Origin of the sequence: Streptomyces sp. NPDC020681, assembly GCF_044334895.1 — a bacterium.
In the GTDB taxonomy this organism is placed as follows: Bacteria; Actinomycetota; Actinomycetes; order Streptomycetales; family Streptomycetaceae; genus Streptomyces.
This window is the reverse complement of record NZ_JBIRTX010000008.1, coordinates 150,793-167,530: the sequence shown is the minus strand read 5'-3', so window position 1 is coordinate 167,530 and position 16,738 is coordinate 150,793. Positions and strand designations below refer to the sequence as shown.

General features: G+C 71.4%; 9 protein-coding genes. 7 read left to right on the top strand and 2 right to left on the bottom strand.

The window, feature by feature from the left end; translation table 11 throughout:
• Positions 1–2 precede the first annotated feature (2 nt).
• The gene (locus tag ACH4YL_RS20880; RefSeq protein ID WP_398508875.1) at positions 3–518 is read right to left on the bottom strand and encodes a YwqJ-related putative deaminase; all 516 of its coding nucleotides are present in this window, start codon (positions 516–518) and stop codon (positions 3–5) included.
• Positions 519–735: 217 nt separating this feature from the next.
• Between ACH4YL_RS20880 and ACH4YL_RS20875 the strand changes: the two genes are divergently transcribed.
• The 4 genes from ACH4YL_RS20875 to ACH4YL_RS20860 all read left to right on the top strand — a co-directional run bounded on the left by ACH4YL_RS20875 (position 736) and on the right by ACH4YL_RS20860 (position 7,381).
• Complete coding sequence (locus ACH4YL_RS20875) at positions 736–1,749, top strand: SMI1/KNR4 family protein (RefSeq protein WP_398508874.1); 1,014 nt, start codon at positions 736–738, stop codon at positions 1,747–1,749.
• A gap of 7 nt (positions 1,750–1,756) precedes the next feature.
• Complete coding sequence (locus ACH4YL_RS20870) at positions 1,757–4,432, top strand: SUKH-4 family immunity protein (RefSeq protein ID WP_398508873.1); 2,676 nt, start codon at positions 1,757–1,759, stop codon at positions 4,430–4,432.
• 170 nt (positions 4,433–4,602) lie between these two features.
• Complete coding sequence (locus ACH4YL_RS20865; protein WP_398508872.1) at positions 4,603–5,493, top strand: cellulose-binding protein; 891 nt, start codon at positions 4,603–4,605, stop codon at positions 5,491–5,493.
• 262 nt (positions 5,494–5,755) lie between these two features.
• Positions 5,756–7,381 carry a serine/threonine-protein kinase gene (locus tag ACH4YL_RS20860; protein WP_398508871.1) on the top strand — a complete coding sequence of 542 codons (1,626 nt, stop codon included), beginning with the start codon at positions 5,756–5,758 and terminating at the stop codon, positions 7,379–7,381.
• A gap of 94 nt (positions 7,382–7,475) precedes the next feature.
• Here ACH4YL_RS20860 and ACH4YL_RS20855 read toward each other — a convergent pair whose 3' ends face one another.
• The gene (locus ACH4YL_RS20855) at positions 7,476–9,095 is read right to left on the bottom strand and encodes an MDR family MFS transporter (RefSeq protein ID WP_398508870.1); all 1,620 of its coding nucleotides are present in this window, start codon (positions 9,093–9,095) and stop codon (positions 7,476–7,478) included.
• Between the two features lie 376 nt (positions 9,096–9,471).
• Between ACH4YL_RS20855 and ACH4YL_RS20850 the strand changes: the two genes are divergently transcribed.
• The 3 genes from ACH4YL_RS20850 (at position 9,472) to mfd (ending at position 16,596) form a co-directional block, all read left to right on the top strand.
• The gene (locus ACH4YL_RS20850) at positions 9,472–10,260 is read left to right on the top strand and encodes an ABC transporter ATP-binding protein (RefSeq protein WP_398508869.1); all 789 of its coding nucleotides are present in this window, start codon (positions 9,472–9,474) and stop codon (positions 10,258–10,260) included.
• A complete protein-coding gene (locus ACH4YL_RS20845) occupies positions 10,257–12,827 on the top strand; it encodes an ABC transporter permease (protein WP_398508868.1) in 2,571 nt (856 codons plus the stop codon). The genes ACH4YL_RS20850 and ACH4YL_RS20845 overlap by 4 nt, the downstream gene beginning before the upstream one ends.
• A 238-nt stretch (positions 12,828–13,065) precedes the next feature.
• On the top strand, positions 13,066–16,596 hold the full coding sequence (gene mfd / locus ACH4YL_RS20840) for a transcription-repair coupling factor (protein WP_398508867.1): 3,531 nt from the start codon (positions 13,066–13,068) through the stop codon (positions 16,594–16,596).
• The last annotated feature ends 142 nt before the right edge of the window (positions 16,597–16,738 follow it).

Here is a 16,738-nt window from a genome sequence, read left to right as displayed (position 1 = left end):
GTTCAGCCGTTCTCGGTCGCGGTCGGGTCGACGGCTCGTACGCCGAAGTGGTCGAGCATCGCCGTACAGGAGCGGCAGGGCGGCGCGTAGCTGCCGTGCAGCGGGTCGCCGGCCTCTCTGATCCTACGTGCCGTCAACTTGGCCTGCTTGAGCGTGCGTTTGGCTTCGCTGTGGGTCAGTGGCTTGCGCTGGGCCCGCTTGGAGCGCTGGCCGTCCGCGGCGGTGAGATGGCGCGACACCAGAATCGCCTCCGGGCAGCGGCCGGTGAAGCGTTCGCGCTGGCCGCTGGTGAGGGTGTCGAGGAAGTCCTGTACGAGAGGGTGGAGTACGGGCGGCTGGTCACCCTTTCCGGCGGTGCTCGTGAGGGTTTCGCCGCGTACGGACAGGGCGGCGGCGACCGTGGGCAGGATGCCGTCGCGGCGGTGGCCCAGTGACGGCGGGCGGATGGCTTCGGTGCTGCTCCAGCTGAGACGAGGATCACCCGAGGTGTCCGATGTGCTTGGTTGCGCTGTGTGCATGGTGCTGTCGTCCCCTCCCGTGCACGCCCCCGAGTTGCGGACAGCCTGCCAAATGGGGTGGGTGGTGCGGAAGCTGGGGCACTGAAACGTGTCGTGTCGTCGGCGATTGGTCACTCGGTTGTGACACTTGGTGACCGAACCGGAGCGTCCGCACTCCCTGTTGCGGCACCGCATAGGCTGTCCTGAACCAGCCAGATGCAGCAGGGGGCAGATCGCCATGACGACAGGTCGGCAAGGGCTGGGGGCACCTCCCGGCCCCCAGGCCGGGGGACACGTCGCGCCACCTAACGCGGCCTACGCCGGTCAGGTCGTGACCTTCCCGGATCCCGTACGGGCCTCGCGCCACCCCAGAGGTGTGCGGGTGGACTCGCACGGCTACCCGGACTTCTCGGCGTACGCGCGTGCCGCCGCCGAGATCGCCGAGCCCCCGGAGGGCTTCGGCGTCGACGAGCTGCGGCTCACCGACTACGTGTCGGCGAACGCGGCGCTGCACGCCGAGGGCCATGAGCTGTGGGACACGATTCCGGCGGTGGCCACTCCGCACGGCTGGACCTGGCACCACGTGCCGGGCACGCGCCGTGTCGAGCTGGTCCCGGTCGAGGTCAAGGCGCTGCTGCGGCACCACGGCGGCCTCGCGACGACCCGCGTGGACCAGAGCAAGCGGGGCACGCGGCCGCTCCAGGAGACCCGGCCCGCACACTTCGGTCTGCCGAAGGGTGTGGTGTCGGTGACCGAGCAGCAGCTGCTGGGCGTCGAGGAGGACCTGGGTTACCGGCTTCCCGGCGCGTACCGCTCCTTCCTGAAGGCGGCGGGCGGCTGCGCGCCGGTCGGCGCGGCGCTCGACGCCGAGCTGGGACTGCTGGTGGACCAGCCGTTCTTCACGGTGCGGGACGAGGCGGCGGTCAACGACCTGGTGTACATCAACAAGTGTCTGCGGGACCACCTGACGAAGTACTACCTGGGTGTGGCCTTTGTGCAGGGCGGGATCCTGGCGGTGAAGGTCAAGGGCTCCGGCATCGGCACGGTCTGGTTCTGCGCCTATGACGACGCGCGTGACCAGGACGGCTGGAACGTACAGGAGCGCGTGGAACGGCTGCTGCTGCCGTGCGGCGACGACTTCGACGCCTTTCTGCAGCGTCTCGCGGGCAATCCGCCGGAGCTGGAGACCGTGGCGAATCTGATGGTGGACGGCGGCTTCGCGCGCGCCGTCCCGGTCTCGGACGAGGGGTGACGGTCCGGTGGTGACGTTCGCGCAGGCGCAGGAGCGCGCGGAGGAATGGGTCAACGGCGATGTTCCCGCGTATCAGCACCGTGAGGTGCGGGTGCGGGAGTTCGAGCTGGGGTTCGTGGTGTGGGCGGAGGACCGCGAGGGCGGTGCTCGGACCGGCGGCGGGCAGCAGCGGCTGGTGATCGCGCGGGACAGCGGGGAGGCGACGCTGTGGCCCGGGCTGCCGGTGGGTGAGGTGATCCGCCGGTACGAGGAGGAGTACGGGATCCAGGACGAGGCGCCGGCGACGCCGGAGCCGCCGCAGCGGATCGACCTGAATCAGACGTCGTTCCTGTTGAGCCCGCCGGAGTGGCTCCAGGACGCGGCGGACAAGTTGGGGATTCCGGACCGGAGGAGGCCGGCGGCTGCGGGTTCGGGTGCGGCTTCGGCTTCGCCTTCGGCGAGTGGTGAGGGTGCGCCGTCTCCTTCGCCTGCGAGCGCGAGCGCGGGTGCGGGAGCGGCTGCGCCGGCCGGTGCGGGTGCCGGTGCTCCCGCGGCCGGTGCCGACTGGTCCGCGGCCGGGCCCGGCGGGGCCAACGCCTCGCAGGCGGGCGGGAGTTCGTCCGCGGGTGGGTCCGCGTGGCCCGAGGCCGGGGCGTCCGGGGCCGTATGGCCGAGCGCGGGCGGCCGCGAGCACGAGCCGACCGCCAAGGACGGTGTGCCCGCCACGCCGCCCGGTGCCACGCCGTGGACGGACACCAGCGGTGGGGCACCGGACGACGCGTCTGTGCCGCTGCCCGAGACGGTCTTCGCGCCGCCGATCTCCGGCGCCGACGACGAAGACACTCCGCCGCCGGTCGTGGGCGCGGAGGCGCCGACCGCGCTGATGTCCGGCGGCAGCGGGCTGCCGCGGACCACGGTCGCTCCGGCGCTGAACGAGCCGTCGCAGGGCGGCGGGGCCGGTGACATCGCGGATGCGGCAACGAGCAAGGCGGCCGTGCCGCCACGGGGTTCGCGCGGCAGCGGCTCCACGACTCCGCCGCCGCCCGGCGCTCCCGGCACTCCAGGGGCTCGCCCCGGTGCGACTCCGCCGCCGTCGGGTCCGGGCGCGCCCGGTGCTCCCGCGGGCGGCTACCTGCCGACACAACTGGTTCCGCAGCGAGGGCCGGAGGGTCCGCAGCCTCCTGGTCCGCCTGGGCCTCCTGGTCCTCCGGGTGGGACGCCTCCGCCTGGTGGCGGTGTTCACCATGCGGCGACGATGCTGGCGGATCCGAGCCAGATGGGTCCGGCCGGTCCCGGCGCTCCCCAGCCTCCTGGTCCGCCCGGAGCTCCTGGGGCCCCCGGGGCTCCCCAGCCTCCTGGTCCGCCTGGGCCGCCTGGTCCTCCCGGTGGGACGCCTCCGCCCGGTGGCGGCGGTGTTCATCATGCGGCGACGATGCTGGCCGACCCGAGCCAGATGGGTCCGGCCGGTCCCGGTGCTCCGCAGCCTCCGGGCCCGCCCGGTGCTCCTGGTGCTCCCGGGGCTCCGCAGCCTCCCGGTCCTCCCGGTGGTGGCGTACACCATGCCGCGACGATGCTCGCCGGTCCCGCTCAGATGGGCCCCGGCGGTCCCGGCGCGCCTCAGCCTCCCGGTCCGCCCGGTGCGCCTCAGAGCCCGCCGCCCGGCGTCGTACCTCCCGGTCCGCCCGTCGGTCAGCCGCCCGCGTACGGCTATCCGCCGCAGCCCGGCGGCGTGCCGACCGTCGGCCCCGGCTATCAGGCCGTACTGCGCTACCGCGCGCCGGACGGCTCCGAGGCCCAGCTGATCCGCCGTTCGGCGCCCGGCACTCCGCACCCGGAGTGGCAGATCCTGCATGAGCTGCGCGCGATGAACGTGCCGCCGCAGCAGGTGCTCGAGCTGCACACCGAGCTGGAGTCGTGCGAGCTGCCCGGCGGCTACTGCGCCCGGATGATCCGGGAGACCTGGCCGCAGGTGCGGATCACGTCCGTGGCCCCGTACGGCAAGGATCACGCCAGCCGGCAACAGGGCATGCAGCATCTGATCACGCACCAGGGCGAGTTGCACCAGGTCGCGGACGGTCCGGCACGCCCCGCGCCGGTTCGCGCGCCGCTGCCGCCGGTGCAGCCCGCGCCGCCGGTCCCGCCGCAGGCGATCGCACAGGAGCTGGTGGCCGCGTTCGGGCCGCAGGGCATCTGCCGGTTCGACCAGCGCGCGGTGTCGCGGCAGGGCGTGCCGGAGATCGTTGCGGCGACGCTGGTGTGGGCGGGTCTGCCGGGCGACTTCAACCCGTTCTTCTGGGCGCAGCCCGCGCAGCCGGTGGTCCCGACGCTGGCGGAACTGGCGGCGCAGCGGCAGGTGCAGCCCGCGGTGGACGCGGGCTCTTATCTGGTGGTCGGCAGCGACTTCGGTCGCGCGATCTGCGTCCAGTACGGCACGGCGCACATCGTGGCGGTGCCGGTGGAGGCGGGTCCCGGCGGTCAGCCGGTGGCGCCGCAGTTCGTGAACAGCGGGCTGCCGGAGTTCACCCGCTCCCTGGCGCTGCTCGGCCGGATGTGGCGGCTGCGCTTCGGGCTCAACCCGGAGCAGGCAGGCCGTTGGACGGTCGACTTCCAGGCGCAGCTGGCCGTGATCGACCCGGCGGCGCTGGCGTCGCCGGAGAGCTGGTGGTCGGTGCTGCTCGAGCAGATGTGGGACGGACTGCTCTAGGTCGTGTCCGTACGGAGCGCCCGGTCTGCCACGGCAGGCCGGGCGCTCCGGCCGTTTGAGGCTCATCCTTGACCGTTATGCACGCGGGGAGTGTCGCGTTATGAGCGCTTCACTTCGATCCAGCAGGATGTCGGCAATGTCGCATTGTGGGTCGGAGAGGGGCTTGAAGGATGAGTGCTGCAGCGGTGTCACCTCACGGCTTCGCCGCCGTACGTGGCCGTGGCTACCCGGTGGACGAGACCGACGCCTACGTCACCGCCCTGTCCCAGGACCGCGACGACGCCTGGGAACGGGCCGCCCGGCTCACCGTCCTCGCCAAGGACATGGAGGCGGATGCGGCCGAGCTGCGTGAGGTGGTGGCGACGCTCGCCCCGCAGACGTACGAGACGGTCGGCCGGCGCGCCGCGTACATCATGGCGCTGGCGGAGGAGGAGGCCGAGGAGGTCCGTACGACCGCGGTGGCCGAGACGTACGCGGCGATCGAGGCGGCCGAGACCGCGGCCCGGCAGACGCGCGACACCGCTCGCGAACAGGCCGACACGGTACGGGCGGAGGCCGAGGCCCGCGCGCAGCAGATCCTCCTCGCGGCGCAGGCCGAGGCGGACGAGGCGCGGATGGAGGCCCGCCTGGAGATCAAGGAACAGCGCGGCGAGGCAATCTCCGCCTGGAAGGAGATGCGCCGGAGGGCCGACGCGCTGCTGGCCGAACTGGCGGCGGAGCAGGCCGAGCGCCGCGATGCGCTGGAGCGCGAACTGGCCGACCGCCAGGCGGCGTTGGACACATACCACGCCGAACTCACCGCCCACGCCGAAGCCACGCTCTCGGAGGCCAAGCGCACCTTCGCGGAGGCGGAGGAGTACACCCGCCACGGCCAGGAGGACGCGGAGGCCCGGGCGGCCGAGCTGCTCGCGGAAGCGCGTCTACGGGAGGAGCGGATCGAGCGCGAGACGGAGGGGGTGCTGCGGGAACACGACGAGTCCCGCGAGGAGATGCAGGCGCACATGACCCACGTCGAGAGCAGCCTGACGACCCTGACGGGCCGTGCGGCGGCGGAGGGCTGAGGAGCCTCCGCCGCCGGAGTCACGTCACGGAGGCGGGCGGCTCAGCCGGGACGACCGGCTTGTTCTGGCAGTCGAAGGCGTCGGCCATCACCTTGGCGGAGTGCAGCAGGTGGGTGAAGTGGGAGCGGTCGCCGGTGTCGCCCGGTCCTCTTCAGCAGCCTTTTACCCTCCGCGGAACCGCCACCATGGCCAGAACCATCTATCAGGTGGGTGCCGGTTATGGTGTCGGCTCCATGACAGGTAGGCGGTAGAGGGGCGCGTGGTGTCGGCGGAGCAAGGGCGGCAGGTTGCCGGGAGATATCGGCTCCTGGAGCGCATCGGCCATGGCGGCATGGGCACCGTGTGGCGGGCCGAGGACGAGCTCCTGGGGCGGCAGGTCGCGGTCAAGAGACTGCACGCTTCGCCGCATCTGGCCGATGACGAGCTCGCCACGCTTTACGAACGCACCCGGCGAGAGGCCCGTAGCGCCGCCCGTATCAGCCATCCCAATGTGGTCGTGGTGCACGACGTCGTCGACGACGAGGGGCTGCCCTGTGTCGTCATGGAGTACGTGCCCTCGCTGACGCTCGGCGATGTGCTCAAGGAGAGCGGACCGGTGTCGCCGCAGGAGGCGGCGCGGATCGGGCGCGGCATGGTCGGGGCGCTGCGGGCCGCGCATGCGGCCGGTGTGCTGCACCGGGACGTCAAGCCGGGGAACGTGCTGCTCGGCGACGACGGCCGTGTGGTGCTGACGGACTTCGGCATAGCCGTCGCCACCGGCACCTCCACCCTGACCAAGACGGGCGAGATGGTCGGGTCCATCGACTATGTGGCGCCGGAGCGGGTCAGGGGCGGGACGCCGGGGCCCGCGTCCGATCTGTGGGCGCTGGGCGCGACGCTCTACCAGGCGGTGGAGGGCAGGCCGCCGTTCCGCCGGGCCACCGCGCTCGAGACGGCGTATGCGATCGCCGTCGACGAACTGCAACCGCCGCAGCGGGCCGCGTCGCTCGCTCCGTTGATCGAGGCGCTGCTGGTGAAGGACCCGGAGCAGCGGCCGTCGGCGGAGGCCGCGGAGCGCGCGTTGCGGGAGTCCGGGGCGGAAGCGGAGACGGCGCCGGTGGACCGCGCGAAGCTGCTGTTCCCCGACGAATCGCCCAGGTCACCGAGCCCCGCGCCGACCCGCGGCTCCACAGCGGTGCTGCCTCCCGCGGCCGCTGCTCCGCCGCGGCGTCGCCGCGCGCGTGTATGGGTGGCCGCTGCGGTGGTCGTCGCGGTCGCCGGAGGTACGACGGCGGTGGCCCTGAACCTGAGCGGCGGCGGTGACAACAAGGGTTCGAACCATTCGGCGAGCGGAAAGCCGACGCCCTCGACCTCACCCTCACCCTCGACCTCGCCCTCCGCTTCGCCCTCGCCCTCGGCGAGTTCGTCCCCGTCACCGGTCCCCGAGGGCTACCACCTCGTGAAGGAGGACGAGCTCGGCGTCTCCTTCCCCGTACCGGACGGGTGGACCCGCACGCTGCCGTCCGGTGCGGAGGAGCGGAACGAGGTCGCCTACGTCTCCCCGAACGGACTGGTCGGAATACGGGTCTCCGTGCTCGACTTCGGGAGCTCCGATCCTCTTCAGCACATGAAGGACGACGAGGCCAGCTCCGTGGAGGAGGGGAAGGTGCCCGACTACCGGAAGCTGCGAATGCAGAGCACGAGCTTCCGGGACCTGCCGGCCGCGATCTGGGAGTTCACCTGGCAGGGCTCGGCGCGCGAGTGGCGCGGGTACGACCTCGCGTTCGGACGACCCGGCGGGAACGAGTACTCGATCTACCTGTCGGCCCCCAAGGCCGAGTGGCAGCAGCACAAGCACGTCTTCGACGACGTCAATGAGGGCTTCCGACTGCCCGAGGACGACGGGTAGGGCCGGAGTCGGGTTCTGGTCCGGTCCGACGGACACTCCGGTCCGCGGTCCGTCCTGACTGCTCCGGTCCGTCGGACTGCTCCGGGCCGTCGGACTACTCCTGCCTGTCGTCGAGCACCGGGAAGCGCCGCGGCGCCACGAACACCAGAACCAGCAGCGACAGCAACGCCGCCACCGCCGCGCCCACGTAGACATGGTCGACCGCCGCCGCGACCGCCCGGCGGAGGTGGTCCGCGGCCTCCGACGTCATTGAGGACGGGTCCGCCAGAGCGTGGGCGATCGAGTCCAGGTCGCCCGCGTCGCCGAGGCGGGACGCGAGCACGCTGTTGGCGATCGCGCCGAAGAGCGCCGCGCCGATGCTCTGGCCGACCTGGCGGCAGAAGAGGACGGACGCCGTCGTCGTGCCCCGTTCCGCCCAGCCCACCGTCGACTGGACGCCGACGATCAAGGGGAGTTGGAACAGGCCGAGTGCCGCGCCGAGCAGGAGCATCAGGAGGGCGGGCTGCCAGGGAGCGCCGGGGTAGGGGAGGAGAGGGAAGGCCGCGAGGATCAGGCCCGCCAGGGTGATGCCGACCATCGCCGTGCGGCGGAAGCCGATGCGGGTGTAGACGTGCTGCGACAGGGCCGCGCTGACCGGCCAGCTCAGCGTCATCACGGACAGCACGAAGCCCGCGGCGATCGGTCCGAGGCCGAGTACCGACTGGGCGTAGGTGGGGAGGAAGACCGTCGGGGCGACCATGAGGAGGCCGAGCGCGCCGAGTGCCAGATTCACCGCGGCGATGGTGCGGCGGCGCCAGACCCAGCCCGGGATGATCGGTTCCGCGGCCCGTCGTTCGATCAGTACGGTCACGACCGCACCGGCCGCGCTGCCCGCGAAGAGCCCGAGGGAAGGCGCGGACAGCCAGGGCCAGGCCACCCCGCCCTGGACCAGGGCGGTCAGCAGCAGCGTTCCGGTGAGGAAGACGGCGAGCGCGCCGGGCCAGTCGATGCGCGGGCGCGGGCCCTTCTCCCGTACCGGCTCCACCAGATGGCGCGCGACCAGCCAGAGTGCGACCGCGCCCACGGGGAGGTTGATGAGGAAGATCCAGCGCCAGTCCGCGTAGCTGGCGAGCAGTCCGCCGATGGCGGGGCCGGCCACCGCGGACACCGCCCACACCGTGGAGAGCCTGGCCTGGATCTTGGGCCGTTCCTTGAGCGGGTACAGATCGGCGGCGATGGTCTGCACCGTGCCCTGCAGTGCGCCGCCGCCGAAGCCCTGGACGACCCGGAACGCGATGAGCGAGGCCATGTTCCAGGCCCCGGCGCACAGCAGTGAGCCGAGCAGGAAGAGGATGATGCCGGCGATCAGGACCGGCTTGCGGCCGAAGGTGTCGGAGAGCTTTCCGTACACCGGCAGCGTGACCGTGACGGCGAGCAGATAGCCGGAGAAGAGCCAGGAGAAGACGGAGAAGCCGCCGAGGTCGCCGACGATCTGCGGTACGGCGGTGGAGACGACGGTCCCGTCGAGCGCGGCGAGCGCCATCCCGAGCATGAGCGCGGCGACGACGGCCCGCCGGCCCCGGGCCCCCGCTCCGTCCCGGTGCTCCCGCGCGGGCGGCCCGGCCGCTGCCCCGCCTCCGGACTGGACCGACCCCGGCGGCCGTTGCGCCGCCCCCGGCTCCCGCGCCCCGTGCCCGCGAGCCGCTGGCCCGGGTATGCCGTCGTCGGCGCTCACCCCAAGGTCCTTTCCCTATGCATGCATCTCGCCCGGGACACCTTCTCACTTGAGCCTCACGCAACGGCAGGGCGCAGTCTCTGACCGCGGGCATCCACCCGAAGGTCTCCACCCGCGGGTGGAGGCCCCTAGGGGCTCCTCCCTACTTCTGGCCAGGGGACGTTCGTACTTGGCGACGACGAAGCGGCGGGTGCGGACTCCTTAGGTTGTTCTTACGGCCGCACCGGACCGCGCCGGTGGCCGCAGCACCAGGCCGGGGGTGGGGAAAACCCCCGGATCAAGACTGCGCCCCGCACCATCGCGCCGGACCGCCTCCGCCGAAAGACTCGAACCGTACGCGGCGACACTCACTCATCAGCGATTTAGGAGACATACCGTGACAACGGCTGTGACCATTCCCCAGCACGGGGGCACGGAAGGGCGTACGGCCGTCGCCGCGCGTGGGCGGCAGGTCGTCAAGGCGTACGGCGCCGGGGAGACCCGGGTCGTCGCGCTCGACGGAGTCGATGTCGACATCGCCCGCGGGCAGTTCACCGCGATCATGGGCCCGTCCGGCTCCGGCAAGTCGACGCTGATGCACTGCCTGGCCGGCCTCGACACCGTCACCTCGGGCGAGATCTACCTCGACGAAACCGAGATCACCCGGCTCAAGGACAAGAAGCTCACCCAGCTGCGCCGGGACCGCATCGGCTTCATCTTCCAGGCGTTCAACCTGCTGCCGACGCTCAACGCGCTGGAGAACATCACGCTCCCCATGGACATCGCCGGCCGCAAGCCGGACGCCGCGTGGCTGAACCGCGTCGTCGAGACGGTGGGCCTGTCCGACCGCCTCAAGCACCGGCCCACCCAGCTCTCCGGCGGCCAGCAGCAGCGTGTCGCGGTGGCCCGCGCGCTCGCCGCCCGGCCCGAGATCATCTTCGGCGACGAGCCGACCGGAAACCTCGACTCCCGTGCGGGAGCGGAGGTGCTGGGCTTCCTCCGGAGGTCCGTGGACGAACTGGGCCAGACCATCGTCATGGTCACCCATGACCCGGTCGCGGCCAGTTACGCCGACCGCGTCCTCTACCTCGCCGACGGCCGGATCGTCGACGAGATGTTCCGGCCCACCGCCGACGCCGTACTCGACCGCATGAAGGACTTCGACGCGCGGGGGCGGACGTCGTGACCGTATTCAAGACGTCCAGGCGCAACTTCCTTGCGCACAAGGGCCGGATGGCGCTCTCGGCGATTGCCGTGCTGCTGTCGGTGGCCTTCGTGTCGGGCACGCTCGTGTTCACCGACACCATGAACACCACCTTCGACAAGCTTTTCGCCGCGACCGCGTCCGATGTCACCGTCAGCCCCAAGGGCTCGGACGACGAGGAGAACCCGCAGACCGGCAAGCCCGAGTCGCTGCCCGCCTCGCTCGTCGACAAGGTGGGCTCCGCCGACGGCGTGAAGTCCGCCCAGGGCGCGGTCTCCAGCATGAGCGTGACCGTCGTCAACTCCAAGAACAAGGACATGGGTTCCAGCACCGGCGCCCCGACGATCGCCGGCAACTGGACCGGCAACGACCTCAAGGCCATGGAGATCACCTCCGGTCACGCCCCGCGCGGGCCCACCGAGGTCATGGTCGACGGTGACACCGCCGACAAGCACAACCTCAAGCTCGGCGACGAACTGCGCACCATCGCCGTCACCGGCGACTTCACTGCCAAGATCTCCGGCATCGCCTCGTTCAAGGTCACCAACCCCGGCGCGGCCGTCGTCTACTTCGACACCGCCACCGCACAGCGCGAACTGCTGGGCAAGGAAGGCCTGTTCACCCATATCCTCGTCACCGCGGCCGCGGGCGTCAGCGACGACCAGCTCAAGAAGAACGTCGCCACCGTGCTGGACACCCCGCTGAAGCTGCAGACCGCGAAGGAGTCCGCGGACGCCAACCGCGCGGACGTCGGCTCGTTCCTCGACGTGATGAAGTACGCGATGCTCGGCTTCGCCGGGATCGCCCTCCTCGTCGGCATCTTCCTGATCGTCAACACCTTCTCGATGCTGGTGGCCCAGCGCACCCGCGAGATCGGCCTGATGCGGGCCATCGGCTCGAGCCGCCGCCAGGTCAACGCGTCCGTACTGATCGAGGCGCTGTTCCTCGGCATCGTCGGCTCCATCGCGGGCGTCGCGGCCGGAGTCGGCCTCGCCGTCGGGCTGATGAAACTGATGGGCTCCATGGGCATGGAGCTGTCCACCGACGATCTGACCGTGAAGTGGACGACTCCGGTCGTCGGACTCGCGCTCGGCATCATCGTCACCGTCTTCGCCGCGTACGTCCCGGCCCGGCGGGCCGGCAAGGTCTCGCCGATGGCCGCACTGCGCGACGCCGGCACCCCGGCGGACGGCCGGGCCGGATGGGTACGGGCCGGTATCGGCCTGCTGCTCACCGGCGGTGGCGCGGCCGCGCTGCTCGCCGCCACCCAGGCCGACAAGGCCGCCGAGGGCTCGATGTTCCTCGGCCTCGGCGTGGTCCTCTCGCTCATCGGCTTCGTGGTGATCGGCCCGCTGCTCGCGAGTGTGGTGGTCCGGGTGATCAGCGCTCTCGTGCTGCGGATGTTCGGTCCGGTCGGCCGGATGGCCGAGCGCAACGCGCTGCGCAACCCGCGCCGTACGGGAGCGACCGGCGCGGCCCTGATGATCGGCCTCGCGCTGGTGGCCTGCCTGTCGGTGGTCGGCTCCTCGATGGTCGCGTCGGCGACGGACGAGCTCGACAAGTCGGTCGGCGCGGACTTCATCATCCAGTCCTCCAAGGGCCAGCCGATCATTCCGCAGGTCGAGGAGGCGCTGAAGAAGTCGCCGGACATTGAGCACGTCACCGAGTACAAGGGTGTCGAGGCGAAGGTCACCTCGCCGGACGGCAGGACGCAGGACGACGAACTCGTCGCCGCCGACCCGACGTACGCGCAGGACCTGCGCCGTGAGACCGTCGCCGGCGACCTGTCCGCCGCGTACGGCAAGAACGCGATGTCCGTGGGCAAGGGCTACGCCGACGAGCATGCCGTGAAGGTGGGCGACACCCTCACGGTCGCCTTCAAGAACGGCGAGACCGCGAAGCTGAAGGTCGCGGCCATCACCTCGGACGACGGCAGCATCGACAAGGGCGCGAAGTACATGAGCACGGCAACGGCCGCGCAGTACATCCCGGCCGACAAGCTGCCGCAGAACATGATCATGTTCGCGAAGGCGGCGGACGGCAAGGAGAAGGAGGCGTACACCGCGCTCAAGGCGTCGATCGCCGACTACCCGCAGTACAAGGTGCAGAACCAGACCGACTTCAAGCAGGACCTGAAGGACCAGATCGGTCAGCTGCTGAACATCGTCTACGGCCTGCTCGCGCTCGCGATCATCGTCGCGGTGCTCGGTGTGGTGAACACGCTGGCCCTGTCGGTGGTCGAGCGGACCCGCGAGATCGGCCTGCTGCGGGCGATCGGCCTCTCCCGCCGCCAGCTGCGCCGCATGATCCGCCTGGAATCGGTGGTCATCGCCCTCTTCGGCGCCCTGCTGGGCCTCGGCCTGGGCATGGGCTGGGGCACGGCGGCCCAGAAGCTGCTGGCGCTGGAGGGACTGGGGGTCCTGGAGATCCCGTGGCCGACGATCATGACGGTCTTCGTGGCCTCGGCCTTCGTGGGCCTGTTCGCAGCGCTGGTGCCGGCGTTCAGGGCGGGGCGGATGAACGTCCTGAACGCGATCGCCACGGAATAGGGGGCGTGGCGGTCACGGGGGAACGGGGGAAGAACGGGGGAACGGGGGCTCGGGCCCAGGGGTGCTTCTGCCTCTGGGCCCGAGCCATGTCCGGTCGGGCCGCCCGCTCCCGGAGGCCGCCGGCCGCAGGAGACCGTTGGGACCGCGTCCCCGCCCGGCGCGTCGTACGCTGGAGACCCCCGGCCCGTCACACGTGTCGGGCCCTTCGCGTTGCCCACTCCCCGGGATGGATCCCTTCATGAGCCTGCACGGTCTGCTCGACGCCGTCGCCAAGGACGCCGCACTCGCCGAAGCGGTGCAGGCTGCCCGCGAAGCGAACCGGATGCATGTCGACCTGGTCGGGCCCCCCGCGGCCCGGCCTTTCGCCGTGGCGGCGCTGGCGCGCGAGGCGGGACGGCCGGTGCTCGCCGTGACCGCGACCGGGCGGGAGGCGGAGGATCTGGCGGCGGCGCTGCGTTCGCTGCTGCCCGAGGAAGGCATCGCCGAGTACCCGTCCTGGGAGACGCTGCCGCACGAGCGGCTCTCGCCCCGTTCGGACACCGTCGGCCGCCGGCTCGCCGTGCTGCGCCGCCTCGCCCACCCGACGAAGGACGATCCGGCGACCGGCCCGGTCTCCGTCGTCGTCGCGCCGATCCGTTCCGTGCTGCAGCCGCAGGTCAAGGGCCTCGGCGACCTGGAGCCGGTGGCCCTGCGCAGCGGGCAGCAGGCCGATCTGAACGCGATCGTCGACGGTCTCGCGGCAGCGGCGTACTCCCGGGTCGAGCTGGTCGAGAAGCGCGGCGAGTTCGCGGTGCGCGGCGGCATCCTGGACGTCTTCCCGCCGACCGAGGAGCACCCCCTGCGGGTGGAGTTCTGGGGCGACGACGTCGAGGAGATCCGGTACTTCAAGGTCGCCGACCAGCGCTCGCTGGAGATCGCGGAGCACGGCCTGTGGGCCCCGCCCTGCCGCGAGCTGCTGCTGACCGATGACGTACGGCAGCGGGCCGCGGCCCTCGCGGAGGAGCACCCGCAGCTCGGCGAACTGCTCGGCAAGATCGCCGAAGGGATCGCGGTCGAGGGCATGGAGTCCCTCGCGCCGGTCCTCGTCGACGACATGGAGCTGCTGCTCGACGTGCTGCCGGCCGGTTCCATGGCCGTGGTCTGCGACCCGGAGCGGGTGCGTACGCGCGCCGCGGACCTGGTCGCGACCTCGCAGGAGTTCCTCCAGGCGTCGTGGGCCGCGACCGCCGGCGGCGGCCATGCGCCGATCGACGTCGGCGCGGCCTCGCTGTGGGGCATCGCGGACGTACGGGAGCGGGCGCGCGAACTCGGCATGATGTGGTGGTCGGTCTCGCCGTTCGCCGCCGACGAGGAGCTGTCCGCCGACACCCTGAAGCTCGGCATGCACGCCCCGGAGAGCTACCGCGGCGACACCGCCCGCGCGCTCGCCGACACCAAGGGCTGGCTGGCGGACGGCTGGCGCACGGTGTTCGTCACCGAGGCCCACGGCCCCGCGGCCCGTACCGTCGAAGTCCTGGGCGGCGAAGGCATCGCGGCCCGCCTCGACGCCGACCTCGAGGAGATCTCCCCGTCCGTCGTCCATGTCACCTGCAGCTCGATCGACTACGGCTTCGTCGACCCCGCCCTGCGGCTCGCCGTCCTCACCGAGACCGACCTCTCCGGCCAGAAGGCGGCCGGCAAGGACGGCCAGCGGATGCCGACCCGGCGCCGCAAGACGATCGACCCGCTGACGCTGGAGGCGGGCGACTACATCGTCCACGAGCAGCACGGCGTGGGCCGCTACATCGAGATGGTGCAGCGCACGGTGCAGAACGCGACCCGCGAGTATCTGCTCGTCGAGTACGCCCCGGCCAAGCGCGGCCAGCCCGGCGACCGGCTCTACATCCCCACCGACCAGCTGGAGCAGGTCACCAAGTACGTCGGCGGCGAGGCGCCCACGCTGCACCGGCTCGGCGGCGCGGACTGGACGAAGACGAAGGCGCGCGCGAAGAAGGCGGTCAAGGAGATCGCGGCCGACCTCATCAAGCTCTACTCCGCCCGCATGGCGGCGCCCGGCCATGCCTTCGGCGCGGACACGCCCTGGCAGCGCGAGCTGGAGGACGCCTTCCCGTACGTCGAGACGCCGGACCAGCTCTCCACGATCGCCGAGGTCAAGGAGGACATGGAGAAGACGGTCCCGATGGACCGGCTGGTCTGCGGCGACGTCGGCTACGGCAAGACCGAGATCGCGGTACGGGCGGCCTTCAAGGCGGTCCAGGACGGCAAGCAGGTCGCGGTCCTGGTGCCGACGACGCTGCTGGTGCAGCAGCACTTCGGCACGTTCTCCGAGCGCTACTCCCAATTCCCGGTGAATGTACGGGCGTTGTCCCGCTTCCAGTCGGACCTGGAGGCGAAGGCGACGCTGGAGGGCCTGCGCGACGGCACGGTCGACATCGTCATCGGCACGCACCGGCTGTTCTCCGCGGAGACGCGGTTCAAGGACCTGGGCCTGGTCGTCGTCGACGAGGAACAGCGGTTCGGCGTCGAGCACAAGGAGCAGCTGAAGAAGCTCCGCGCGAACGTCGACGTCCTGACGATGTCGGCCACTCCCATCCCCCGTACGCTCGAAATGGCCGTGACGGGCATCCGCGAGATGTCCACGATCACGACCCCGCCGGAGGAGCGGCACCCGGTGCTGACGTTCGTCGGCCCGTACGAGGAGAAGCAGCTCGGCGCGGCCATCCGCCGTGAACTGCTGCGCGAGGGCCAGGTCTTCTACATCCACAACCGGGTGGAGTCGATCGACCGGGCCACGGCCCGGCTGCGCGACATCGTGCCGGAGGCCCGCATCGCGACCGCCCACGGCCAGATGCCCGAGTCGGCGCTCGAACAGGTCGTGGTGGACTTCTGGGAGAAGAAGTTCGACGTGCTCGTCTCGACGACGATCGTCGAGTCCGGCATCGACATCTCCAACGCGAACACGCTGATCGTGGAGCGCGGCGACAACTTCGGTCTCTCGCAGCTGCACCAGCTGCGCGGCCGGGTGGGCCGTGGCCGCGAGCGTGGCTACGCGTACTTCCTCTACCCCCCGGAGAAGCCGCTGACGGAGACGGCCCACGAGCGCCTGGCGACGATCGCCCAGCACACCGAGATGGGTGCGGGCATGTATGTCGCGATGAAGGACCTGGAGATCCGCGGCGCGGGAAACCTCCTGGGCGGCGAACAGTCCGGCCATATCGCGGGCGTCGGCTTCGACCTGTACATCCGCATGGTGGGCGAGGCGGTCGCCGACTACCGCGCCGCGGTCGAGGGCGGAGTGGAGGAGGAACCCCCGCTCGAGGTCAAGATCGAGCTCCCGGTCGACGCGCATGTCCCGCACGACTACGCGCCCGGCGAGCGGCTGAGGCTCCAGGCGTACCGCGCGATCGCCTCGGCCAACTCGGAAGAGGACATCAAGGCGGTCCGCGAAGAACTCACCGACCGCTACGGCAAGCTCCCGGAGCCGGTCGAGAACCTGCTGCTCGTGGCGGGCCTGCGGATGCTGGCCCGCGCGTGCGGCGTCGGCGAGATCGTCCTCCAGGGCTCCAACATCCGCTTCGCCCCGGTGGAGTTGCGGGAATCGCAGGAGCTGCGCCTGAAGCGCCTGTACCCGCGGACGGTGATCAAGCCGGCGATCCACCAGATCCTGGTGCCGCGCCCGACGGCGGGCAAGATCGGCGGGAAGCCGGTGGTGGGGCGGGAACTGCTGGGGTGGACGGGTGAGTTCCTGACGACGATCCTCGGGTCGTAGGCCACTCGTCGACAGCGTCGACGGCGACGAGTGCGGGCACAGGCTCCGCGCGTCCGGCGGTCTCCTGGGCGTCGTAGGTGTGTACCGCCGCCTCATGCACCTGGTGCCGGGCGACCGCACCGGGCCGCTGCCGTCCGACGGC